At 44.3% G+C, this 21,320-nt stretch carries 20 protein-coding genes, 14 tRNA genes, 2 rRNA genes and 1 pseudogene; 29 read left to right on the top strand and 8 right to left on the bottom strand.

What is annotated here, in order from left to right; translation table 11 throughout:
- The first annotated feature begins 69 nt into the window (after window positions 1–69).
- From rsmE to A3712_RS27400, 5 genes are all read left to right on the top strand, one after another.
- The gene (gene rsmE, locus A3712_RS14775) at window positions 70–801 is read left to right on the top strand and encodes a 16S rRNA (uracil(1498)-N(3))-methyltransferase (RefSeq protein ID WP_063524056.1); all 732 of its coding nucleotides are present in this window, start codon (window positions 70–72) and stop codon (window positions 799–801) included.
- 9 nt (window positions 802–810) lie between these two features.
- Window positions 811–1,761, top strand: a complete 951-nt coding sequence (gene gshB / locus A3712_RS14770) for a glutathione synthase (protein WP_063524055.1) — start codon at window positions 811–813, stop codon at window positions 1,759–1,761.
- Window positions 1,762–1,867: 106 nt separating this feature from the next.
- The gene (locus tag A3712_RS14765) at window positions 1,868–2,431 is read left to right on the top strand and encodes a YqgE/AlgH family protein (RefSeq protein ID WP_063524084.1); all 564 of its coding nucleotides are present in this window, start codon (window positions 1,868–1,870) and stop codon (window positions 2,429–2,431) included.
- A gap of 44 nt (window positions 2,432–2,475) precedes the next feature.
- The gene (gene ruvX / locus A3712_RS14760) at window positions 2,476–2,898 is read left to right on the top strand and encodes a Holliday junction resolvase RuvX (protein WP_063524054.1); all 423 of its coding nucleotides are present in this window, start codon (window positions 2,476–2,478) and stop codon (window positions 2,896–2,898) included.
- 98 nt (window positions 2,899–2,996) lie between these two features.
- Window positions 2,997–3,167, top strand: a complete 171-nt coding sequence (locus tag A3712_RS27400) for a hypothetical protein (RefSeq protein WP_157618766.1) — start codon at window positions 2,997–2,999, stop codon at window positions 3,165–3,167.
- A 60-nt stretch (window positions 3,168–3,227) separates the two neighbouring features.
- Here A3712_RS27400 and A3712_RS14755 read toward each other — a convergent pair whose 3' ends face one another.
- Window positions 3,228–4,337 (bottom strand): PilT/PilU family type 4a pilus ATPase, encoded by a 1,110-nt coding sequence (locus A3712_RS14755; protein ID WP_063524053.1) that lies wholly within the window; start codon window positions 4,335–4,337, stop codon window positions 3,228–3,230.
- A gap of 14 nt (window positions 4,338–4,351) precedes the next feature.
- Entirely contained in the window at window positions 4,352–5,389 is a 1,038-nt protein-coding gene (locus A3712_RS14750) for a type IV pilus twitching motility protein PilT (RefSeq protein ID WP_063524052.1), read from the bottom strand.
- Between the two features lie 26 nt (window positions 5,390–5,415).
- On the opposite strand from A3712_RS14750, the gene A3712_RS14745 reads away from it, so the two are divergent.
- From A3712_RS14745 to hemW, 7 genes are all read left to right on the top strand, one after another.
- Window positions 5,416–6,120, top strand: a complete 705-nt coding sequence (locus A3712_RS14745) for a YggS family pyridoxal phosphate-dependent enzyme (protein WP_063524051.1) — start codon at window positions 5,416–5,418, stop codon at window positions 6,118–6,120.
- Window positions 6,121–6,200: 80 nt separating this feature from the next.
- Window positions 6,201–7,019, top strand: coding sequence for a pyrroline-5-carboxylate reductase (gene proC, locus A3712_RS14740; protein ID WP_063524050.1), 819 nt, complete (start codon window positions 6,201–6,203; stop codon window positions 7,017–7,019).
- Between the two features lie 57 nt (window positions 7,020–7,076).
- Window positions 7,077–7,634 carry a YggT family protein gene (locus tag A3712_RS14735; protein ID WP_063524049.1) on the top strand — a complete coding sequence of 186 codons (558 nt, stop codon included), beginning with the start codon at window positions 7,077–7,079 and terminating at the stop codon, window positions 7,632–7,634.
- Window positions 7,635–7,663: 29 nt separating this feature from the next.
- Window positions 7,664–7,954: a DUF167 family protein YggU gene (yggU, locus tag A3712_RS14730; protein ID WP_063524048.1), complete on the top strand. Its 291-nt coding sequence runs from the start codon at window positions 7,664–7,666 to the stop codon at window positions 7,952–7,954.
- Between the two features lie 28 nt (window positions 7,955–7,982).
- A complete protein-coding gene (locus A3712_RS14725) occupies window positions 7,983–8,414 on the top strand; it encodes a DUF4426 domain-containing protein (RefSeq protein ID WP_063524047.1) in 432 nt (143 codons plus the stop codon).
- 41 nt (window positions 8,415–8,455) lie between these two features.
- Window positions 8,456–9,055, top strand: coding sequence for an XTP/dITP diphosphatase (locus A3712_RS14720; RefSeq protein WP_063524046.1), 600 nt, complete (start codon window positions 8,456–8,458; stop codon window positions 9,053–9,055).
- Window positions 9,055–10,242, top strand: coding sequence for a radical SAM family heme chaperone HemW (hemW, locus tag A3712_RS14715; protein WP_063524045.1), 1,188 nt, complete (start codon window positions 9,055–9,057; stop codon window positions 10,240–10,242). Before A3712_RS14720 ends, hemW begins: the two co-directional genes overlap by 1 nt.
- A 66-nt stretch (window positions 10,243–10,308) precedes the next feature.
- Here the strand turns inward: hemW and glsB are convergent, their stop codons facing one another.
- Window positions 10,309–11,229 carry a glutaminase B gene (gene glsB, locus A3712_RS14710; RefSeq protein WP_004738957.1) on the bottom strand — a complete coding sequence of 307 codons (921 nt, stop codon included), beginning with the start codon at window positions 11,227–11,229 and terminating at the stop codon, window positions 10,309–10,311.
- Between the two features lie 351 nt (window positions 11,230–11,580).
- Window positions 11,581–12,300 (bottom strand): tRNA (guanosine(46)-N7)-methyltransferase TrmB, encoded by a 720-nt coding sequence (gene trmB / locus A3712_RS14705; RefSeq protein WP_063524044.1) that lies wholly within the window; start codon window positions 12,298–12,300, stop codon window positions 11,581–11,583.
- Window positions 12,301–12,465: 165 nt separating this feature from the next.
- On the opposite strand from trmB, the gene mutY reads away from it, so the two are divergent.
- From mutY to A3712_RS14620, 17 genes and pseudogenes are all read left to right on the top strand, one after another.
- Window positions 12,466–13,521 carry an A/G-specific adenine glycosylase gene (gene mutY / locus A3712_RS14700; RefSeq protein ID WP_063524043.1) on the top strand — a complete coding sequence of 352 codons (1,056 nt, stop codon included), beginning with the start codon at window positions 12,466–12,468 and terminating at the stop codon, window positions 13,519–13,521.
- A gap of 28 nt (window positions 13,522–13,549) precedes the next feature.
- Entirely contained in the window at window positions 13,550–13,822 is a 273-nt protein-coding gene (locus A3712_RS14695) for an oxidative damage protection protein (RefSeq protein ID WP_004738952.1), read from the top strand.
- 69 nt (window positions 13,823–13,891) lie between these two features.
- A complete protein-coding gene (gene mltC, locus A3712_RS14690) occupies window positions 13,892–15,025 on the top strand; it encodes a membrane-bound lytic murein transglycosylase MltC (RefSeq protein ID WP_063524042.1) in 1,134 nt (377 codons plus the stop codon).
- A 103-nt stretch (window positions 15,026–15,128) separates the two neighbouring features.
- Window positions 15,129–15,204: transfer RNA gene (locus A3712_RS14685), tRNA-Phe, on the top strand.
- Window positions 15,205–15,278: 74 nt separating this feature from the next.
- Window positions 15,279–15,354, top strand: a tRNA-Thr gene (locus tag A3712_RS14680).
- A gap of 7 nt (window positions 15,355–15,361) precedes the next feature.
- Window positions 15,362–15,437: transfer RNA gene (locus tag A3712_RS14675), tRNA-Phe, on the top strand.
- A gap of 39 nt (window positions 15,438–15,476) precedes the next feature.
- Window positions 15,477–15,552, top strand: a tRNA-Asn gene (locus A3712_RS14670).
- A gap of 71 nt (window positions 15,553–15,623) precedes the next feature.
- Window positions 15,624–15,699, top strand: a tRNA-Thr gene (locus A3712_RS14665).
- Between the two features lie 7 nt (window positions 15,700–15,706).
- Window positions 15,707–15,782, top strand: a tRNA-Phe gene (locus A3712_RS14660).
- Window positions 15,783–15,821: 39 nt separating this feature from the next.
- Window positions 15,822–15,897: transfer RNA gene (locus A3712_RS14655), tRNA-Asn, on the top strand.
- Window positions 15,898–16,454: 557 nt separating this feature from the next.
- A pseudogene (locus tag A3712_RS14650) lies at window positions 16,455–17,552 on the top strand (cache domain-containing protein); the annotation flags it as partial.
- 356 nt (window positions 17,553–17,908) lie between these two features.
- A tRNA-Phe gene (locus A3712_RS14645) sits at window positions 17,909–17,984 on the top strand.
- Window positions 17,985–18,040: 56 nt separating this feature from the next.
- Window positions 18,041–18,116: transfer RNA gene (locus A3712_RS14640), tRNA-Thr, on the top strand.
- Between the two features lie 24 nt (window positions 18,117–18,140).
- Window positions 18,141–18,216 (top strand) — tRNA-Asn (locus A3712_RS14635).
- Between the two features lie 10 nt (window positions 18,217–18,226).
- Window positions 18,227–18,302: transfer RNA gene (locus A3712_RS14630), tRNA-Thr, on the top strand.
- A 36-nt stretch (window positions 18,303–18,338) separates the two neighbouring features.
- Window positions 18,339–18,414 (top strand) — tRNA-Asn (locus A3712_RS14625).
- Window positions 18,415–18,841: 427 nt separating this feature from the next.
- The gene (locus A3712_RS14620; protein WP_063524041.1) at window positions 18,842–20,089 is read left to right on the top strand and encodes a DUF1835 domain-containing protein; all 1,248 of its coding nucleotides are present in this window, start codon (window positions 18,842–18,844) and stop codon (window positions 20,087–20,089) included.
- Window positions 20,090–20,596: 507 nt separating this feature from the next.
- Here A3712_RS14620 and A3712_RS14615 read toward each other — a convergent pair.
- The 4 genes from A3712_RS14615 to rrf (A3712_RS14600) form a co-directional block, all read right to left on the bottom strand.
- Window positions 20,597–20,673 (bottom strand) — tRNA-Asp (locus A3712_RS14615).
- Between the two features lie 30 nt (window positions 20,674–20,703).
- Window positions 20,704–20,819 (bottom strand): 5S ribosomal RNA (gene rrf / locus A3712_RS14610).
- Between the two features lie 42 nt (window positions 20,820–20,861).
- Window positions 20,862–20,938: transfer RNA gene (locus tag A3712_RS14605), tRNA-Thr, on the bottom strand.
- 72 nt (window positions 20,939–21,010) lie between these two features.
- Window positions 21,011–21,126: ribosomal RNA gene (rrf, locus tag A3712_RS14600) — 5S ribosomal RNA — on the bottom strand.
- Window positions 21,127–21,320: the final 194 nt, after the last annotated feature.

The following is a 21,320-nucleotide window of genomic DNA, read 5'->3' as shown; positions in this document are numbered from 1 at the left end:
TTCTTCACTGCGCATCCATGTTAGGCTGAGATACTAAATCCCAGATAAAAAACTTACAGGTCAACCAGCATGAGAATCCCTCGTATCCATCACCCAGAACGCATTCATCAGTTAGGTTCACTCGCTTTAGGCGAAGATGCCGCGGGTCATGTTGGTCGTGTCCTTCGTATGAAAGAAGGCCAAGAAGTTATTCTTTTTGATGGCAGCGGCGCTGAATTTCCAGCGACAATCACTGAGGTATCAAAGAAGAATGTCACTGTTGATGTGACTGAACGTATCGAGCGCAGCAGTGAATCTCCATTAGACTTACATTTGGGACAAGTGATCTCACGTGGTGACAAAATGGAGTTCACGATCCAAAAGTCAGTAGAGCTTGGTGTAAACACCATTACTCCTCTTATTTCAGAACGCTGCGGCGTTAAACTGGATACTAAGCGCTTCGAGAAAAAGCTCGCCCAGTGGCAAAAAATTGCTATCGCCGCATGTGAACAGTGCGGTCGTAATACAGTTCCAGTGATTCGCCCTGTTATGCAACTTGAAGAGTGGTGTAGCGAACCAAGTGACGCGTTGAAGCTGAACCTGCACCCTCGCGCACAATACTCAATTAATACCCTTCCTGAACCTATCAATAAGGTACGCCTATTGATCGGTCCTGAAGGTGGCTTGTCTGCTGAAGAGATCGGCATGACAGAACAATACAAATTTGAAGAGACGCTACTCGGCCCACGTGTACTTCGTACCGAAACAGCAGCTCTAACCGCAATTACTGCCTTACAAGTCCGTTTTGGCGATCTAGGCTAGGAGAAAAAAATGATCAAACTTGGCATCGTAATGGATCCAATTTCATCCATTAACATCAAAAAAGACTCTAGCTTTGCCATGATGCTTGAGGCTCAGCGTCGTGGTTACGAAATCCATTACATGGAAATGAATGATCTACACTTAGATCGAGGCGTTGCGATCGCAGACACTAAAGTCGTTGAGCTCAAAGAAGATCCAAATGACTGGTATGAATTCAAATCAGAGCAAACTATCGCACTATCTGATTTAGATGCAGTACTGATGCGTAAAGATCCTCCGTTTGATACTGAATACATCTACGCAACCTACATCCTTGAGCGTGCTGAAGAAAATGGCGCACTGATCGTAAACAAACCACAAAGCCTGCGCGACTGTAACGAGAAACTGTTCACAGCGTGGTTCCCAGAACTAACACCAACCACTATCGTGACTCGTAAAGCGGAGAAAATTAAAGAATTCCGTGAGAAGCATGGTGATGTGATCCTTAAGCCACTTGATGGTATGGGAGGCGCATCGATCTTCCGTGTGAAAGAAGGCGACCCAAACGTATCAGTTATTATCGAGACACTGACTAACCATGGCCAAAACTACGCGATGGCACAAACTTTTGTTCCCGACATCAGCAACGGTGACAAGCGGATTCTTTTAGTTGATGGCGAACCAATGCCTTACTGTCTGGCTCGTATTCCAGCTAAAGGCGAAACTCGAGGTAACCTTGCAGCTGGCGGTACTGGTGAAGCACGTCCTCTAAGTGACACAGACTGGGCGATCGCAAGAGCCGTTGCTCCTGCACTAAAAGAAAAAGGTCTAATCTTCGTTGGTCTAGACGTTATCGGTGATAAGCTAACTGAAATCAACGTAACGAGCCCTACATGTATCCGCGAAATCGAAGCCGCTTTCGATATCTCGGTAACGGGCAAGTTAATGGATGCTATTGAGCGTCACGTTAACGCAAAATAACCTAAGCTAAGAAAGCCCTAGCGCTTCACACATACGTCTTAGGAATAGAATGAGCGGCTTTACGCCGCTCTTTTCCTTTATTGGTGACACACTGGCAGGAGGCTCTATGAACCTAACGAACCACTTTTTGGTCGCTATGCCCGGGATGAAAGATCCGTATTTTCAAAACTCGGTAATCTACCTCTGTGAACACAACGAGGAAGGTGCGATGGGGTTAATGATTAACGCTCCCATCGATGTCACTGTCGGCAGTATGCTCAAACAAGTTGAGGTTGAATCTGAGCAACCAAAACCGAATCAAGCCAGCCTTGATAAGCCAGTATTAAATGGTGGACCGGTTGCTGAAGACCGTGGGTTTATTCTGCATAAACCTAAGGGCAGCTATCAATCAAGCATCAGCATGACCGACCAAATCTCGGTAACGACCTCAAAAGATATTTTAATGGTGTTAGGCACTGAAGATGAGCCGATGCACTACTTGGTCGCTCTTGGCTATGCAGGTTGGGAACCCGGTCAGCTAGAAACCGAGCTAACTGAAAACTCATGGTTAACCGTTGAAGCGGACCCTAAAGTCATCTTCGATACGCCAATTTCAGATCGATGGAAAGTCGCAGTACAAATGTTAGGTATCAACGCCGCGCAGCTTTCGTCTGACGCTGGTCACGCCTAGCCTCATAACAGAAACACTCAAACACGGATAAATTTGGAAGCCCCATGTCACGAACAATTATGGCATTTGATTACGGTACAAAAAGTATAGGCAGTGCTATTGGACAAGAAATCACTGGCACAGCTAGTCCTTTAAAAGCGTTTAAAGCTAAAGACGGTATCCCGAACTGGGACGACATCGAAAAACAGATTAAAGAGTGGCAACCAAATCTTATTGTCGTCGGGCTACCTACCGATCTTCACGGTCGTGATCTAGAAACCATCACACCTAGAGCAAAGAAGTTTGCTAACCGATTAAAAGGTCGTTTTGGTGTTGATGTTGAGCTGCATGATGAAAGATTATCGACCGCAGAAGCAAGAGCCGACCTCTTTGACATGGGTGGCTACAAAGCATTAAGTAAAGGAAATATTGATAACCAGTCTGCAGTTGTCATTCTCGAAAGCTGGTTTGAAGCACAATATTCTTAACGAAAATTAAGTGAGCAAAAAGCAACCCGATTTGTGATCCCGCAAGAATTTCGCGCCGTAAAATTGATGCAATTCATCAAAAATAAGTGGGAGTTCAGATGAAAATTTTTCTAGCAATCTTCGCCGCTCTAACCATTTCAGCGTGCAGCTCAACAGGGTCTAGTAGCGCTAGTTACATGAATGATGGCAAAACTAATTCAGGTTTCAATAGTGGCAAGATGTACTACGACGACAGTCGAAGACATGATGATTCGCTACATAGCAAATAAGCTAGTTGTTTTAAGCCTGAGCTCTACACCATAAAAGTTCGGGCTTCCTTATTTCTGTATCTACCCCATATCGATCTTCACGCCAGATAAAGATCCATTACCGTAACCACCATCACCTCGTCTGGTTTTAAGCATCAAGCGTAAGTCGTTAGCCGAATCGGCGCTGTGGAACGCATCTTCTTCGCTGATCTTTCCTGCTACGACCAAATCATACAAAGCCTGATCAAAAGTCTGCATGCCGACTTCTTTCGATTTTGCCATCGTTGCTTTTAACTCGTGCAACTCACCGCGGCGAATTAAATCAGACACTCGTGGGCTGTTCAGTAGAATCTCAAACACACCATGACGCCCACTGCCATTTTTATCTCTGATTAACTGCTGAGCAACCACACCACGCAGGTTCATCGACAGATCAAACAGGAACTGCTCTTTCTGCTCTTTCGGCACCAAGTGGAGAATACGCTCTAGAGCTTGGTTGGCATTATTCGCGTGTAAAGTTGCCATACACAGGTGACCCGTCTCAGCAAAGGTCATCGCATATTCCATGGTTTCACGGCTACGGATTTCACCAATCAGAATCATATCTGGCGCTTGGCGTAATGAATTCTTAAGTGCGACTTCGTAGCTCTCAGTATCAAGCCCCACCTCGCGCTGAGTCACAATACATTTCTTGTGTTCGTGAACAAATTCAATCGGGTCTTCGACCGTCAAGATATGCCCCGAGCGGTTGGTGTTGCGGTAGCCTGTCATCGCAGCCATCGAGGTCGATTTACCAGAGCCAGTAGCACCAACCACCAGCACAAGTCCGCGTTTAGCAATTGAAAAGTCTTGCAGTACATCAGGAAGCTTTAATTGCTCAAAGGTTGGGATGTTGGTCTCGATACGTCGAATTACCGCGCCAGGTAGCTCTCGCTGAAAGAACGCACTAACACGAAAACGACCAAAATCACGCACAATCGCAAAGTTAGCCTCGCGCGTTTGCTGATATTCATCACGTCGATCTTGATTCATCATCGCATCAAGTAATTGACTGACCTGGGCTGAATTCAGCTTCTCGCCTTGCGGTCGCAGTTCACCATCGACACGGAACAAGACTGGCGCATCAACCGTGATGTAAAGATCGGACGCTCTTTGAGAAAGCATTCCCTCAAGGATTTGTTTCAATTCCATTATGTGCACCTTGATTAGAACATTGAGGTTTCAATTTCGATCTTTTTCTCGACCTCTTCCGAGTCAACCAAGCCTTGAGCCATCAGCTGTTTCGCATTTTGCTCCATGGTTTGCATGCCATGTGCCGCCCCTGTTTGAATGATCGAATACATCTGAGCGACTTTATCTTCACGAATCAAGTTTCTGATCGCTGGCGTCGCCATCATGATTTCGTGACAAGCCACACGACCACCACCGACACGCTTTAATAGTTTCTGGGCAATCACCGAGCGTAATGATTCAGACAACATTGAACGAACCATATCTTTGTCGCTACCAGGGAATACGTCAATAATACGGTCGATAGTTTTAGCAGCAGAGCTGGTATGTAAGGTGCCAAAAACCAAGTGCCCAGTTTCTGCTGCCGTGAGTGCTAAGCTAATGGTTTCTTGGTCACGCAGCTCACCGACAAGGATTACATCAGGATCTTCACGTAACGCACTGCGCAACGCCGCTTTAAAGCTATGGGTATCACGATGAACCTCACGCTGGTTCACTAGGCACTTATTGTTGGTGTGAACAAATTCAATCGGGTCTTCGATGGTGAGAATATGCTTATTGTGGTTACGGTTTACGTAATCGACCATCGCCGCAAGAGTGGTTGATTTACCAGAGCCTGTAGGGCCTGTAACTAGCACTAGACCCTTTTCATAATTAGCAATCTTCTCAAAGATGTCAGGGGCGCCTAACTGCTCTAACGTCGGAATCTCGACAGGGATAGTTCGAAAGACAGCTGAGCAACCACGAGATTGGTTAAAAGCGTTAACACGGAAACGACCAACATTGGGTAATTCAAAAGAGAAGTCGACTTCCAGTTTTTCCTCGAACTCACCGCGCTGCGAGTCGCTCATGATCTCAAAAACTAAACGGTGTACATCAGAATGACTCAAAGCTGGTACTCCAAGCTTCCTTACTTCACCATCTATACGTACCATTGGAGATACACCCGCAGAAAGATGTAGATCTGACGCGTTATGCTTTACACTAAAATCTAGTAACTCAGTGATATCCATTTATTTTCCCTTAAGTAAAGTCAGCTATGAGTAGTATTCAACAAAACATCGAACAAATCACCTCACAGATTCGTAGCGCTGAGCAAAAGTGCGGACGAACTCCAGAGTCCGTACAACTTTTAGCCGTCAGCAAAACCAAACCTATTGATGTGATTCTAGAAGCCGCACTCGGAGGGCAAATTGCCTTTGGTGAAAACTATGTTCAAGAAGGTGTCGATAAAGTAAAACACTTTTCAGAACAACATTCTAACCTAAATTTGGAATGGCACTTTATTGGTCCAATCCAGTCAAATAAAACTCGCTCTATTGCAGAAAGCTTCGCATGGGTACATTCCATCGATCGCGATAAGATCGCTCAGAGACTGAATGACCAGCGCCCAAGCGCACTTCCACCTTTACAAGTGTTAATTCAAGTAAACACAAGTGGTGAAGCATCCAAGTCTGGCACATCTGAAGAGTCAGTTTTTGCACTGGCAGAGTTGATTTCCTCATTGCCCAACCTCACTTTAAGAGGGTTGATGTCAATTCCTGCAAACGTTTCTGACTATCAATCACAGCTTAGTGCTTTCTCTCAACTGGCAGAGCTTAAAGATAAGCTAGCTGCAAAATATCCTGATATTGATACCCTTTCGATGGGCATGAGTGGAGATATGGAGGCAGCAGTCGAGGCTGGCAGCACCATGGTTCGTATTGGAACCGCGATTTTCGGAGCTCGTGATTACGCGAAATAGCGACACCTAACAACCTCAAAAGTATAAGTATTGATACCGCTCCGCTCTCACCGCGCAGCGATACGCTCAGGATTTGATATATGGAACATAAGAACATCGCCTTTATCGGGGCGGGAAACATGGTTCGCTCAATTGTAGCGGGCTTAGTAGCGAGTGGTTACCCAGCGCAAAAGATTACGGCGACTGCACCTTCTGACACCAGAAGAGTGCCGTTAGAGCAAGAGTACGGAATCAATACCACCAGCGATAATATTGCCGCAGCAGAGCAAGCAGACGTTGTTGTATTATCAGTGAAGCCACAGATGATGGCTGATGTATGTAAACCCTTACAAAGCATCGACTTTAGCAACAAACTGTTAATCTCAATTGCCGCAGGTATTAATGCGAATCGACTCAATGAGATGTTAGACTGCCAACTGAACCTGGTTCGTGTGATGCCAAACACGCCATCACTGCTTGGTAAGGGTATGAGTGGGCTTTATGCTGATTCAACCGTTAGCCAAGCAGATAAAGATTTTGCATCACAGCTAATGCAAGCTGTAGGTGAAGTGAGCTGGGTTGAACAAGAATCTGGTATCAATAACATCATTGCAGCGGCAGGCAGCGCTCCGGCTTACTTCTTCCTGTTTATGGAAGCAATGCAAGCGGAAGCAGTCAATCAAGGTTTCGACCAAGAGACGGCCCGCAAGCTAGTGCAGCAATCGGCATTAGGCGCAGCAGAGATGGTGGTCGCGAATCCAGATACAAAATTATCTACACTGCGTGAGCAAGTGACTTCAAAAGGTGGTACTACCGCCGAAGCACTGCGCACCTTTAATGAACATCAACTATCAGACATTGTAGCCAAAGCCATGCAAGCGGCAGTTGCTCGAGCTGAAGAGATGGAAAAACTGTTTTAAGCATTTTGTCGCTCATGTGATAACTAAGCGGCAAGTAAATCCGAAAAAGGAAACAATATGAACTCGATGAGCTTTCTGATCTCGACCGTTTTTGATCTTTACATCATGGTTGTGATCTTGCGTATCTGGCTACAAGCATCACGTGCAGATTTCTACAATCCGTTCTCACAATTCATCGTAAAAGCGACGCAACCAGTGGTTGCTCCACTACGCCGAGTTATTCCATCAATCGGCAGCCTAGATCTGGCAACGGTTGTTTTCGCTTATGTGCTATGTGTACTCAAGTTCGTCGCTCTGAACTTAATTATCTCTGGTGGCGCAGCAGTGTTCGATATCAGCTTCCTAATCTTTGGCGGACTTTCTCTGATCAAAGCGGCTGGTGGTTTGCTCTTCTGGGTACTACTAATCCGTGCAATCCTAAGCTGGGTTAGTCAAGGTCGCAGCCCAATCGAGTATGTGTTCCATCAACTGACTGAGCCAATGCTAATGCCTATCCGCCGTATCCTACCGGATATGGGTGGCTTCGACTTAAGCGTTCTGGTTCTGTTCATTGTTCTTCAGTTTGCGAACTTCCTTATGGGTGACATGATTGGTCCTATTTGGTATCAGCTATAATTCAAGTACGAACATCAGGTACTTTGACGATGCCAAAAGCGGTTTGGACCGAAGAAGACTATATTCTTCTTAGGGTCTATATCCAGCCCAAAGCAAGCCGAGACAAAATCGTCGGCCTGCACAGTGAGGAACTAAAAATTGCCATTACTGCTCCACCAGTAGATGGCAAAGCCAATGCCCACTTAGCGAAATACCTAGCGAAACAATTTAAGGTCGCTAAAGGGCAAATTAAAATTGAAAAGGGAGAACTCGGCCGGCACAAACAAGTTCGAATATGCTCGCCAAGCCAAATCCCCACTGAAGTCAAAGCCATCCTATGATGGCTTTTTGCTATTTATTGGAGTCATTATGCGTCTATGGATAACAACACTACTTACCGCTCTCATTGCCCTACCAAGCTCAGCAGGGCAATTTAAGAACATTAAGGATATCGAGGTTCACTACTCGGCCTTTAACTCGACATTTTTAACAGCTCAAGTCGCGAAACAATACAAGCTCAAGCGAAACGGCTACTCAGCTATTTTAAACATCAGCGTACTAGACAATGCCTCCCTTGGAAAACCTGCGACAACCGCTAAAATAACGGGAACAGCCAAGAACCTAGTGGGCAATACTCGCACGCTTAACTTCCGTGAAATCAAAGAGGGTGATGCCATCTATTACCTTGCAGAGTTCCCTATTACGCACGAAGAAAACATCACGTTTAATATCGATGTTAACGCAGGCTTGAAAGGCACTGGTCCATTACGTTTCACGCAAAAATTCTATACAGAAGAGTAAGCTCACTGTTCTGTTCATTAACTTATTTAGAGCCCCATTCCATGAGTAAGATTGTTTTAGCTACAGGCAACCAAGGCAAAGTTCGCGAGATGGCAGATATTCTGTCTGAGTTCGGCTTTGACGTTGTCGCACAAAGTGAATTTAACGTTTCAGAAGTCGCTGAAACAGGAACAACATTCATTGAGAATGCCATCATTAAAGCTCGTCATGCAGCGAAAGAAACCGGTCTACCAGCGATTGCGGATGACTCTGGTTTAGAGGTTGATTACTTAAATGGCGCGCCGGGAATCTACTCAGCTCGTTACTCAGGAGAAGACGCTACCGATAAAGAGAACATCGAAAAACTGCTTGATGCTATGCAAGGTGTTGAGTCAGAGAAGCGTACTGCTCGTTTTCACTGTGTATTAGTCTTAATGCGTCACGAAAATGATCCAACACCACTGGTATGCCATGGTAAATGGGAAGGACAAATCCTGACTGAAGAGCACGGTGAGAACGGCTTTGGCTACGACCCAGTATTCTTTGTTCCAGAAGACAAGTGTGCATCTGCTGAGCTTGCCCCTTCACGCAAAAAGCAACTATCACACCGAGGTAAAGCCCTTGCGTCACTATTCAAAGCACTGAAAGAGCAAGCTCTGTAATGCACAACGCAGCACTCGTTCCACCAGCTCTTAGCCTTTATGTACACATCCCGTGGTGTGTACAAAAGTGTCCGTATTGTGATTTCAACTCACATGCTCTGAAAGCCGATATCCCCGAAAAAGAGTACATCGATGCGCTACTTGAGGATCTCGATACTGATATCGAAAAATACCAACTCAATGGTGCACCTCGTCCGCTGTATTCGATCTTTATTGGGGGGGGAACTCCAAGCCTGTTCTCTCCAGAAGGTATCGGTCGACTGCTTCAAGGTATTGAGCAACGCATCCCATTCAAACCTGAAATTGAAATCACCATGGAAGCCAATCCAGGCACCATTGAAGCGGAGCGTTTCGCTGGTTACCAAAAGGCGGGGATTACCCGTATCTCAGTTGGTGTACAAAGTTTCGAGCAAGAGAAGCTAGAGAGGCTGGGCCGTATCCATGGTCAAGATGAAGCAGTCAACGCTGCTTATCTTGCACATAAAATCGGTCTAAACAGCTTTAACCTCGATCTTATGCATGGCTTGCCAGATCAAAGTATCGATCAAGCATTGGCTGATCTAGATAAAGCGATCGAGTTAGATCCGCCGCATTTATCTTGGTACCAGCTAACAATAGAACCTAACACCATGTTCTATTACAAAACGCCAACTTTACCAGACGATGATGATCTCTGGGATATCTTCGAATTAGGCCACAAAAAGCTCGCTGATGCAGGGTATGTGCAGTACGAAATATCAGGCTACAGCAAGCCGGGCTACCAGTGTCAACACAACCTCAACTACTGGCGCTTCGGTGACTACTTGGGTATTGGCTGTGGCTCTCATGGCAAGCTGAGTTTTGCTGATGGACGAATTATTCGAACGACTAAGGTTAAGCATCCAAAAGGCTATCTAGCGGCTTATCAAAATATGGTAAAGCCTTATGTTTCAGATGAATTTGAAGTAGCAAACGAAGACCGCCCTTTTGAATTCTTTATGAACCGTTTCAGGTTAATGGAAGCGTGTCCTAAGCAAGATTTCATTGATACAACAGGGCTTGGTTTTGAGGATGTTCAGCCAACAATTGAATGGGCAAAAGAGCTAGGTTACTTGAACGAAACCGACACTCACTGGCAAATCACAGAAAAGGGGAAACTTTTCCTCAACGATTTGCTGGAAGCCTTCATGGCTGAAGCAGACGAATAACCTAACACCTACAAAAAAGCCTCTCATCACGAGAGGCTTTTTATCAAATTAAGTATACCGATAATACTAGAAAATAGAACGACCAATACGCTCTGAAAGCAGCTCGAGAGCCTTAGTGCCAGCAAGAGAGTTACCTGAAGGATCCAGCTCTGGAGACCACACTGCAATCGTCATCTCACCAGGTACGATAGCGATAATACCGCCGCCTACTCCCGATTTACCTGGCATACCAACGCGGTAAGCGAATTCACCTGCTCCATCGTACAAGCCACAAGTCGCAAGCAAAGCATTCAACTGTTTAGTTTGTACCGGCGTGATGATCTCTTTCTTAGTCTGCACTGACACCCCTTTGTTCGCTAAGTAACTAAAGGTTTTCGCCAAATCCACACAAGTCATCTTAAGTGCGCAAGCATGGAAGTAATTATTGAGTACAGGGATAACATCGTTCTCAAAATTACCAAATGAACGCATCAAGTACGCAATAGCGGCATTACGATCGCTGTGCATCATTTCTGAAGCCGCTACTACCTTGTCGTACACAATATGAGTATCGCCCGATAACTGACGCACAAACTCCAATAAACGCTGTCTTGGCGCTGACAAGCGGCTTTGTAATAGGTCAGCGACAACAATCGCACCAGCATTAATAAATGGGTTTCGAGGGATACCCTGCTCCATCTCAAGTTGGATCATCGAGTTGAAGGCTTGCCCTGAAGGCTCTTTACCCACACGCTGCCAAATCTCTTCCGGCTTATAAAGCACCATCGCTAACGTCAAACTCAAAGCCTTAGAGATAGATTGTACTGAGAATGCTTCCTCTGCATCACCCGCTTGAATCACTTCTCCTTCATTGGTGTATACCGCGATCGCCAGTTTCTGGTTCGATACACGCGCCAATGCAGGAATATAATCAGCGACCTTTCCCTGACCAATTAAAGGGCGAACTTCTTCTAAGATCTCGGCCAAAATAGCTTGAGTTGGTTTCATGTGTACTTACTTCTATATTGTTATTTTTGTAGGGAGGTAACATATACCAATCGTAGTAAATAGTGGCTCACTCTAGCTTGTTAAAACACTCGATAACTGCCTTAGAACTTTTGATTGTAGAGTAACTACTTATCGAAAAATGCTGCCTTGTTCTCAAGCCTTTTTCCTACGCTATTTCTGATCACTTACTTACTGTGATTGGTGTTACTTTCTGTCGTTAAGCCTTTACTGAAATAAAAGCCTAAGGACAAAAAAGCCAACACTACAATAATGTTGGCTTTTATCAATCCCATAAAATGTAAGGTTAAGATCCTAATCAAATCTCACCTTATATTTTTTTGAGGTTCAGAATTACTTAGTACGCTTGTACTTAATATCCCAAACGCCATGACCTAAACGGTGGCCACGAGCTTCAAATTTAGTCAATGGACGCTCATCTGGACGAGGGATGTAATCACCATCTTCAGCGATATTCTCAAAACCTGGTGCAGATTTCATTACTTCAATCATGTGCTCTGCGTAGTTTTCCCAGTCAGTTGCCATGTGGAAAATACCAGTTTCAAGGTGTAGCTTAGCGCGAACCATTTCAGCGAACTCAGCTTTAACGATACGACGCTTGTGGTGACGAGCTTTGTGCCATGGGTCAGGGAAAAACAGTTGCAGTGTATGCAAGCTGCTATCTGGAATCATGTGTTCAAATACTTCAACAGCATCGTGACACATTACACGTAGATTAGTTACGCCAGCATCGCGCGCAGTACCCAAACAAGCACCAACACCAGGGCTGTGAACTTCAATACCTAAGAAGTTCTTCTCAGGTGCATTCTTTGCCATTTCAACCAGTGATGCACCCATACCGAAGCCAATCTCTAGTACAACTGGGTTATCATTGCCAAATACTTCTTTCCAGTTAAGAAGCTCTGGGTTGTAGTCGATACCCATTGTTGGCCAACATTCATTCATCGCGTTCTCTTGGCCTTTTGTTAAGCGGCCTTCGCGGCGAACAAAACTACGGATCTTACGAACAAGTTTGCCGTCTTCAGTATATTCGTTAGTGGTCACTTCACTCATTGATTTTTGCCTGCACATTGATTAATCAAAGCGGGGATTATCCAAAGAATTGCCTTCGGTGCAAGTCTTTCCGTGGATAAATTCCCACACAATTTGTCTGTTTTACATCCAACGTCAAGTGTGGTGCAATTTCGCTTCTAATAATAGCAAAGCATAGAGCATGTCGTGACTCCTTTCGCAACCGCCATATTAAAGTGGTATAACGCCTACGGGCGTAAAAAATTACCTTGGCAACAAAATAAAACCGCCTACACCGTTTGGCTATCTGAAATCATGCTTCAGCAGACTCAGGTAGCTACGGTGATCCCATACTACCAACGCTTCTTGGAACGTTTCCCAACAGTTATCGACCTAGCAAACGCCGAGCAAGATGAAGTGCTTCACCTATGGACAGGGCTTGGTTACTACGCGCGAGCCCGTAACCTCCACAAAGCAGCCAAGATCGTTGCAGAACAATATGGTGGGGAGTTTCCGCTTTCTCTCGAAGAGATGAATGCGCTTCCAGGCATAGGTCGTTCAACAGCTGCAGCCGTTCTATCCTCTGTCTACAAGCTCCCTCATGCGATCCTTGATGGCAACGTGAAGCGAACGCTTGCAAGAAGCTTTGCTGTCGAAGGCTGGCCAGGTCAAAAAAAGGTTGAAAACCAACTCTGGGAATACGCAGAAGCACATACACCGAAGCAAGATGTCGATAAGTACAATCAAGCTATGATGGATATGGGAGCTATGGTTTGTACTCGTAGCAAGCCTAAATGCACTTTATGTCCGATAGAAAGCATGTGTGAAGCTAAGAAGTTAGATAGACAGCTCGACTTCCCAGGCAAAAAGCCAAAGAAAGAGAAACCAGTAAAAGAGACCTGGTTTGTAATCCTGTATCACGATAATCAAGTGTGGCTTGAGCAGCGCCCTCAATCAGGTATCTGGGGAGGCTTATTCTGTTTCCCTCAAAATGAAAATGCAGAGATCGAACACCAATTGGACCTTCGTTCGATCAAAAATACGGATTCAATCAAAACTATGATTGCGTTTAGGCACACTTTCAGCCACTACCACTTAGATATCACACCAGTATTAGTAAAATTAGATAAACAACCAGATTTGATAATGGAAGGGACTAAAGGTCTCTGGTATAACTTATCAAAACCAGACGAAATAGGCCTAGCAGCTCCTGTAAAGCAGCTTATTGAAAGCCTACCCTTTGAACTGAATGACGACGTTTGAATCAACGAACGCGATAAGAGGAACCACTATGAGCCGCACTGTATTTTGTGCTCGCCTCCAGAAAGACGCTGAAGGCTTAGAATTTCAACTTTACCCAGGTGACTTAGGTAAGCGTATCTTTGACAACATCTCTAAAGAAGCTTGGGGACAATGGCAAAGCAAACAAACCATGCTTATCAATGAAAAGAAGCTAAACATGATGGATCCTGAACATCGTAAACTTCTTGAAACTGAGATGGTTAACTTCCTTTTCGAAGGTAAAGATGTCGTTATTGATGGTTACACTCCACCAAGCGAATAAGACATTTATTTAAGCAAATTTTAATGACATCATGGTTAACGCTGCGATGTCATTTTTGTATGAGGAACTATGAAAAAGCTAAGTTACTTCCTAACCGCCATGCTACTCACAGGTTGCAGTCGTGAGTTCGTTGAGAGCATTTATGATGTGAATTACGAACCAACCAACCGATTCGTAAATAACTTGGCGGAGCTACCCGGTCAGTTTGAAAAAGATACAGGCGCATTAGACGCTTTGATCAATAGCTTTTCTGGCAATATCCAAAAGCGCTGGGGTAGAAGTGAAATAAAGATGGCAGGCAAGAGTAACTATGTGAAATATATAGATAATTACTTAAGCCGCTCAGAAGTAAACTTTAGCGAGGGCCTAATAACGGTAGAAACCGTCTCCTCTACAGAGCCTAAAAAACACCTCAAAAACGCCATTATGACAACGCTGCTTACGCCAGATGACCCAGCACATGTCGACCTATTCTCTTCAAAAAGTATCAAATTAGAAGGTAAACCTTTTCTCTACAATCAAGTTGTAGATCAAGAGGAGAAACCTATCCAATGGACATGGCGCGCCAACAAATTTGCTGACTACCTGATAGCTAACAACCTAAAAACCAAAGAAGTCGACTTTAAAAAAGCCTACTACGTTGAGATCCCTATGGTGGCCGATCACGCAATCCAGCGTAGTTACCAATATGCCGATATCGTTCGACGCGCATCTAAGCGCTATGACATCCCTGAAGACTTAATCTACGCAATCATCAAGACAGAGAGCAGCTTTAACCCGTATGCAGTGAGCTGGGCGAATGCATACGGCTTGATGCAAGTCGTGCCGAAAACAGCAGGTCGAGATGTCTTTAAGTTGGTAAAAAACAAACCTGGAGAGCCAACTCCTGAGTATTTGTTTAACCCAGAAAACAACATTGATGCAGGTACTGCGTATTTTTACATATTAAAAAATCGCTATTTGAAAGACGTTCAACACCCAACAACACTCGAATACAGTATGATCTCTGCGTACAACGGTGGCACAGGTGGTGTACTCAACACCTTTAGTAAGGACAGAAAACGTGCAATGCGTGACTTAAACTCACTGCAACCTAGCCAAGCTTACTGGGCTCTAACCAAAAAACACCCGAATAAAGAATCGCGTAGATACTTAGAAAAAGTAACAAAGTTCAAGAAAGATTTTAACCAAGGTAAAACGTAAGCCTCACTTTTGAATAAAAAAACAACTAACGAACGTTTTTTTTAATTATTTTCAAAAAAGGTGTTGACGGTTATGCAGAAAATCCGTTTAATAGCGCTCCGTTGCCCGGATAGCTCAGTCGGTAGAGCAGAGGATTGAAAATCCTCGTGTCGGTGGTTCGATTCCGCCTCCGGGCACCACAAATTGACTTGTTGGTGCCACCACTCTTTAACAGGGAGTAGCAGCACGGACAAAAGCACAAAGAATACAGTGTGCCGACTTAGCTCAGTAGGTAGAGCAACTGACTTGTAATCAGTAGGTCACCAGTTCGATTCCGGTAGTCGGCACCATTCTTTTGCCTCGATAGCTCAGTCGGTAGAGCAGCGGATTGAAAATCCGCGTGTCGGTGGTTCGATTCCGCCTCGAGGCACCATTATTTGGTGTTTAACTTAAATAAGTTAACGCAAGTAATTCCCCCTTAGTTCAGTTGGTAGAACGGCGGACTGTTAATCCGTATGTCGCAGGTTCGAGTCCCGCAGGGGGAGCCATTTACAATTGAAGTGATTGATATCATTTCATATAAAACGAAGAGTAACTTCTTCAGTAAAAGATATAGTGTGCCGACTTAGCTCAGTAGGTAGAGCAACTGACTTGTAATCAGTAGGTCACCAGTTCGACTCCGGTAGTCGGCACCATTCTTTTGCCTCGATAGCTCAGTCGGTAGAGCAGCGGATTGAAAATCCGCGTGTCGGTGGTTCGATTCCGCCTCGAGGCACCATTATTTAGTGTTTAACTTAAATAAGTCAACGCAAGTAATTCCCCCTTAGTTCAGTTGGTAGAACGGCGGACTGTTAATCCGTATGTCGCAGGTTCGAGTCCCGCAGGGGGAGCCACATTCAAGAAGCCAAGTCGAAAGACTTGGCTTTTTTCGTTTTAAACTTCGACTTATTTGTACCAAATAAATGTCTCAGAACTGGCCGCCCACGTTGAGTCCCAACAGGGGGAGCCATTTTAGAAAAAGCCTCATCACATGATGAGGTTTTTCGTATCTAACGCTCCTGCTTTGTGCCAAAGCAATATCTCAGCCCTCCCTAACCAATCACGTCGAACTCCAATACTGAAAAACTCTTTCGAAAAGCTTGGATTATTCTTTTAGACGGCACTAAATCTCTTTCAGTTCAGGCACGCATTAAATGCTGAAACCGCCCCCCTCTTCCTTCGTATACCTCTGTTCAACGAAAATCTTTGACTAATACCGCTCCCTTACGGCCATTCTCAAGACACAATCAAATACAGAAAAGGTAACAAACTAGCGTTCCATTACTTTTTTTCTTGTCGTAAATTTAATCTTCATCATGTTTTGATATCTTTCTATCTGCCTTAAACGACTTAGATTAAGATTCGATGAAACATACCTAATATTTATTATTGAATTGCTGCGCGGGGAAATATAAAACTAAAGACGCAAGCTTACTTACTGCCGGGCATCATTTTAATCGCCCTACTAGCGTTAACCGCTACAGGCTTATGGACCTTAAGAATCGCTAGCAACATAGATAACAAAGCTCGCGTAACTGAGCTATTTAAGAGTGCATACAGCATTCTTACAGAAGTTGAAAAGATGGCCATTGACGGCACTTTAGAGGAACAACAAGCAAAACAGTTAGCGACTCGCCTGCTGCGTAACGATATTTATAAAGACAATGAATATGTATACGTTGCCGATGAGAATATGACGTTTGTCGCTACCCCATTAGATCCTCAGTTACACGGAACTAGCTTTAATGACTTTAAAGATGGAGACGGCAATAGCGATGATCAGTTAATCCAAAGAGTACTTGGTAACCGAACAGGTCAGATCGTTGAGTACATCTGGCCCCAAAAAAAGCCTGATGGAACTATTGAAGAAAAACTATCTATTACAGAGAAAACACCGGATTGGGGTTGGGTTGTAGGTATTGGTATCGGATTCAACGAAGTGAATGCGCGTTTCTGATCTACCGCTCAATGACAGCAATTCCTATGTGTTGTTATTGCAGGCCTTATTCTTTCAAGCTTAATCGTGTCGATTAAAAGAATGCTGGCACTACTTGGTGGCGAGCCTAGAGACGTGAGAGAAGCCGTATAAGCTGCAGCAGAAGGACGCATTCAGACCTCTTTCGAAATTAAAGCGGTCGATGGCAGTATCTATCATGCAGTACAACAAATGAGTAAATCGCTGGCTGAACTGGTATCTAACCTTAATGCTTCGATGTTGGCATTCCGAGGCGAACTTCAACGCGTCGAAGACCGCGCTGGTTCAATTGCTCAACTAACTGAGACACAACAGCAATCCACTGAAATGATCGCAACTGCGATGACAGAGATGGCATCTTCAGTGAACATTGCTGATTCTGCGGGAGATACGGCGCGCAACACTGATGAAGCAGACAAACAGAGCCAACAAACTCAACGCCTGATTCATAACACAGTAAACAATATTCAAGGCCTCGCTGGACAACTAGGAACAGCAAGTGAAGCGGTCGCTAACCTAGATAACGATGTAAATTGAGGAAAGTGGCAACCAACGGAGCAATGTAGTGACCGAAAGTCATAACAGCACCCAAACCTTAACCTCTCTATGTAGTGAATTAGAAGCTTAGGTAAATAGGTTTGAAGTAAAACACTAAAGTTTCGGGAAGATTTTTAAATATAAAAGCACGTTTTCATACGTGCTTTTTTTATTTCGGCACTCATTCCGTCTAGTTAAACGTAGGTTATCAATCTTTTAAGGCATGCTAGACCTAGGTTTTTCATCGCAAATGAACAAAAACAACCCACTAAGTATAGAAAAACATCAAACAATACTTTTTTTGCAATTTAATGTTGACCCAGAACAGGAAAACACGTTTAATACACCTCGTCGCCCGGATAGCTCAGTCGGTAGAGCAGAGGATTGAAAATCCTCGTGTCGGTGGTTCGATTCCGCCTCCGGGCACCACAATTTATTTGTTGGTGTCTTAGACAACAACATAAAAGCACAAAGAAATATTATGTGCCGACTTAGCTCAGTAGGTAGAGCAACTGACTTGTAATCAGTAGGTCACCAGTTCGATTCCGGTAGTCGGCACCATTTCTTTAAAGCTTTAAGAATAATTCCCCCTTAGTTCAGTTGGTAGAACGGCGGACTGTTAATCCGTATGTCGCAGGTTCGAGTCCCGCAGGGGGAGCCACATTTAGTGTGCCGACTTAGCTCAGTAGGTAGAGCAACTGACTTGTAATCAGTAGGTCACCAGTTCGATTCCGGTAGTCGGCACCATTTATATTATTGAGAAGTTTATTCTTCTTAAATAATTCCCCCTTAGTTCAGTTGGTAGAACGGCGGACTGTTAATCCGTATGTCGCAGGTTCGAGTCCCGCAGGGGGAGCCACTTTAGAGAAAGCCTCATCACACGATGAGGCTTTTTCGTATCTAATGCTCCTGCTTTGTGCCAAAGCAATGTCTCAGACCTAGCCGGCCGCGTCGAATCCCGCAGGGGGAGCCACATTCAAGAAGCCAATACTAGGCGTCCCCGACGAAAGACTTGGCTTTTTTGTTTTAAGCTGCGACTTCTTTCTAGCATATAGTCCATATAGCTAATCCTCGATCATCCCTAACTTGCCAAAGACCTCATTCCTTCAGACTGTTACTTTCGTTATCTAAATTCTTAGTATATAGTGGCCAAAGCGTTACCTGCGCTTCCTACTCGCGGAAAGAGTCAAACTCAAGGCCATCAAACTTCTCCCTCTTGGGAAACTACAATTTGATTTACCTTCTCTTCTGATCAGCGAGTGCAGAAGTTACGAGACGGTGAATATATGAATGCTTTTTCTCTCAATCTGACATACCTAAAAAAACACGCTAAATCTCGGCTGAAACGCATCAGATCGGGCTCTGTCGAAGACTTACGCTGGTTACTTACTTTACACCCTAATCCTCTCCTCTCTGCTGATAACGTTAAACTCGCTGACATACACTTATCATTAGCACGAGAGTTAGGCGTAAGCAGCTGGAGTAAGCTGTTATTACATGTTGATAGTTTAGAAAAGAATAAAAGCTCGGATGGCACTCCTCTGCCAGCCCTAGACAATGACTTGCAAACCCTGCACGTGCGTTGCGGTCACGATATACAACGAACATTAGAACAGGCTGGATTCACTGGCGACTTTCTCCCATACATAGAACCGCTATGTATCGGCCCTTTATTTTTGGATGAAGAGAACCTTTCAGAGATCAGAGCAAAATATGTATGTGATCGACTCCTTTCAGAGATGAAAGAGATGGAAAAGTCGCTTGAACAAGTAAAATCTGAAGCCGCGCAAGCGACGAATAAGCTCTTAGATACAGACTATCAACGTATTGTTTTATGGGTTGAGCACGACAACTACGATCAATTGATGTTAATTAGATCTTTATATCTACTTTCATACCCAAATGTTACCAAAGTAGACATTATCGAGGTGAGTACCTACCCTGGTAGAGAAAGGTTCATCGGTTTAGGTCAACTGCCTCCAGAAGCACTGCGTGCACTCTGGAATAGTCGAAAAAAAGTATCTATAGAGCATATAACGGTGGCAACAGAGTTATGGCGGGCTTTCTGTTCAAAGAGCCCTTTAAAGCTAGCCGAGTACTACCATAAAGTAGACCAAGATCTTTTCCCTAATATCAGAATCGTCATATTTAGGCACCTACAGGAACTACCCCACATAGATTCAAAGCTTAGGTTAGTGGAATGCCTTACTATAGATATCTTAAAAGGTGCGAAAGAAGGTCTAGAGTTCAGTGAACTGTTTAAACGATATATGAAGCTAGAGCCATCAGTGTATTTAGGAGACCTTATGTATTGGACTCTCATTAAACCGTTAACTGAAGGCTCTGAGCCTATATTGCAGGTTCAAAAATCAGAGAACGAAAATTGGTATAACAACCGCATTTCCCTCTCCAAATCTGCCCACAATTGGCCTAGTATCATCAAAGATAAATGGATTGGTGGAATTCACCTTACTCCTAACAACTTTTGGACTTGGGATCATCAAGACCTAGCGACGATATCCCATTGTAACTAGGTGTATATAAACGTCTTATCGTGTGGAGAGCTTAGACTTACTCCACACTCACTTTGTATCCGAATTCTTCTCTCCTTCCAGGCTCCTCAGTAAACCTCTAATGAAGATAATCAAAAAGTGCATTTAGGGTTGTTTATTCCATTAGCTCTTTACTAGATAACTCTACGGTTCGATTAAACCCTCTCTATAGGCCTCTGAGGTACCGGGCATGAAGTAGAAAACTGCTAATGAATAAACAAACATGATTTATCGATGATTGGACAGAGTCTTACGAACAAAGAGTAGGCTTATTGACGATAACGGATCAACTGAGACCAAAACGCACAGATCGAAGACCAAGTTATTTATAGCTAGAAACGACGAAAGACTAGGCTTTCTGATAAATGGCGTGGTGGCCGGAGTTGCGGACAACGGGCAAGCCTTTTGCGGGACTCTCTCAACCGAAGGGCAAATACAATCATTCAAACGTAAAAAAGCCCAAGCAGTTATGCTTGGGCTTAGTATAAGTGGCGGAGTGGACGGGACTCGAACCCGCGACCCCCGGCGTGACAGGCCGGTATTCTAACCAACTGAACTACCACTCCGCAGTGTCTATTCAGCTTAAAGCAATTTGAGCCTGACGATGTCCTACTCTCACATGGGGAAGCCCCACACTACCATCGGCGCTATTGTGTTTCACTTCTGAGTTCGGCATGGAATCAGGTGGGTCCACAATGCTATGGTCGTCAAACAAATTCTGTTGTTAACTTGATTAATCAAATCAACTAAATCGTGGTGCTGATACCCAGACTCGAACTGGGGACCTCACCCTTACCAAGGGTGCGCTCTACCGGGCTGAGCTATATCAGCAAATCAAAAGTCATTTAAAACGATTCTGAAAACTTTTTGTCTTCACTTTTGAAAAGTGGAAATAAATTTAAAGCCTGGCGATGTCCTACTCTCACATGGGGAAGCCCCACACTACCATCGGCGCTATTGTGTTTCACTTCTGAGTTCGGCATGGAATCAGGTGGGTCCACAATGCTATGGTCGCCAAGCAAAATTTTGCTTTTACTTTCAGCTTTTTTAAAAGCTGAAGGCAAAATAATCTGGAAAGCTTATTAAAAGTGTTGTCTCTTCAAACTCATTCAAGCGTTTGTATTTTTGAGTCCATCAAAACCCCTTGGGTGTTGTATGGTTAAGCCTCACGGGCAATTAGTACAGGTTAGCTCAACGCCTCACAGCGCTTACA

The organism is Vibrio sp. HI00D65, assembly GCF_001635455.1.
GTDB lineage: Bacteria > Pseudomonadota > Gammaproteobacteria > Enterobacterales > Vibrionaceae > Vibrio.
This window is presented reverse-complemented; position numbering and strand designations above follow the sequence as displayed.

Excerpts from the sequence above, each read along its gene's own strand:
- rsmE (WP_063524056.1), top strand. The coding sequence starts at position 70 with ATGAGAATCCCTCGTATCCATCACCCAGAACGCATTCATCAGTTAGGT.
- gshB (WP_063524055.1), top strand. The coding sequence starts at position 811 with ATGATCAAACTTGGCATCGTAATGGATCCAATTTCATCCATTAACATC.
- A3712_RS14765 (WP_063524084.1), top strand. The coding sequence starts at position 1,868 with ATGAACCTAACGAACCACTTTTTGGTCGCTATGCCCGGGATGAAAGAT.
- ruvX (WP_063524054.1), top strand. The coding sequence starts at position 2,476 with ATGTCACGAACAATTATGGCATTTGATTACGGTACAAAAAGTATAGGC.
- A3712_RS27400 (WP_157618766.1), top strand. The coding sequence starts at position 2,997 with ATGAAAATTTTTCTAGCAATCTTCGCCGCTCTAACCATTTCAGCGTGC.
- A3712_RS14755 (WP_063524053.1), bottom strand. The coding sequence starts at position 4,337 with ATGGAATTGAAACAAATCCTTGAGGGAATGCTTTCTCAAAGAGCGTCC.
- A3712_RS14750 (WP_063524052.1), bottom strand. The coding sequence starts at position 5,389 with ATGGATATCACTGAGTTACTAGATTTTAGTGTAAAGCATAACGCGTCA.
- A3712_RS14745 (WP_063524051.1), top strand. The coding sequence starts at position 5,416 with ATGAGTAGTATTCAACAAAACATCGAACAAATCACCTCACAGATTCGT.
- proC (WP_063524050.1), top strand. The coding sequence starts at position 6,201 with ATGGAACATAAGAACATCGCCTTTATCGGGGCGGGAAACATGGTTCGC.
- A3712_RS14735 (WP_063524049.1), top strand. The coding sequence starts at position 7,077 with ATGAACTCGATGAGCTTTCTGATCTCGACCGTTTTTGATCTTTACATC.
- yggU (WP_063524048.1), top strand. The coding sequence starts at position 7,664 with ATGCCAAAAGCGGTTTGGACCGAAGAAGACTATATTCTTCTTAGGGTC.
- A3712_RS14725 (WP_063524047.1), top strand. The coding sequence starts at position 7,983 with ATGCGTCTATGGATAACAACACTACTTACCGCTCTCATTGCCCTACCA.
- A3712_RS14720 (WP_063524046.1), top strand. The coding sequence starts at position 8,456 with ATGAGTAAGATTGTTTTAGCTACAGGCAACCAAGGCAAAGTTCGCGAG.
- hemW (WP_063524045.1), top strand. The coding sequence starts at position 9,055 with ATGCACAACGCAGCACTCGTTCCACCAGCTCTTAGCCTTTATGTACAC.
- glsB (WP_004738957.1), bottom strand. The coding sequence starts at position 11,229 with ATGAAACCAACTCAAGCTATTTTGGCCGAGATCTTAGAAGAAGTTCGC.
- trmB (WP_063524044.1), bottom strand. The coding sequence starts at position 12,300 with ATGAGTGAAGTGACCACTAACGAATATACTGAAGACGGCAAACTTGTT.
- A3712_RS14695 (WP_004738952.1), top strand. The coding sequence starts at position 13,550 with ATGAGCCGCACTGTATTTTGTGCTCGCCTCCAGAAAGACGCTGAAGGC.
- mltC (WP_063524042.1), top strand. The coding sequence starts at position 13,892 with ATGAAAAAGCTAAGTTACTTCCTAACCGCCATGCTACTCACAGGTTGC.
- A3712_RS14620 (WP_063524041.1), top strand. The coding sequence starts at position 18,842 with ATGAATGCTTTTTCTCTCAATCTGACATACCTAAAAAAACACGCTAAA.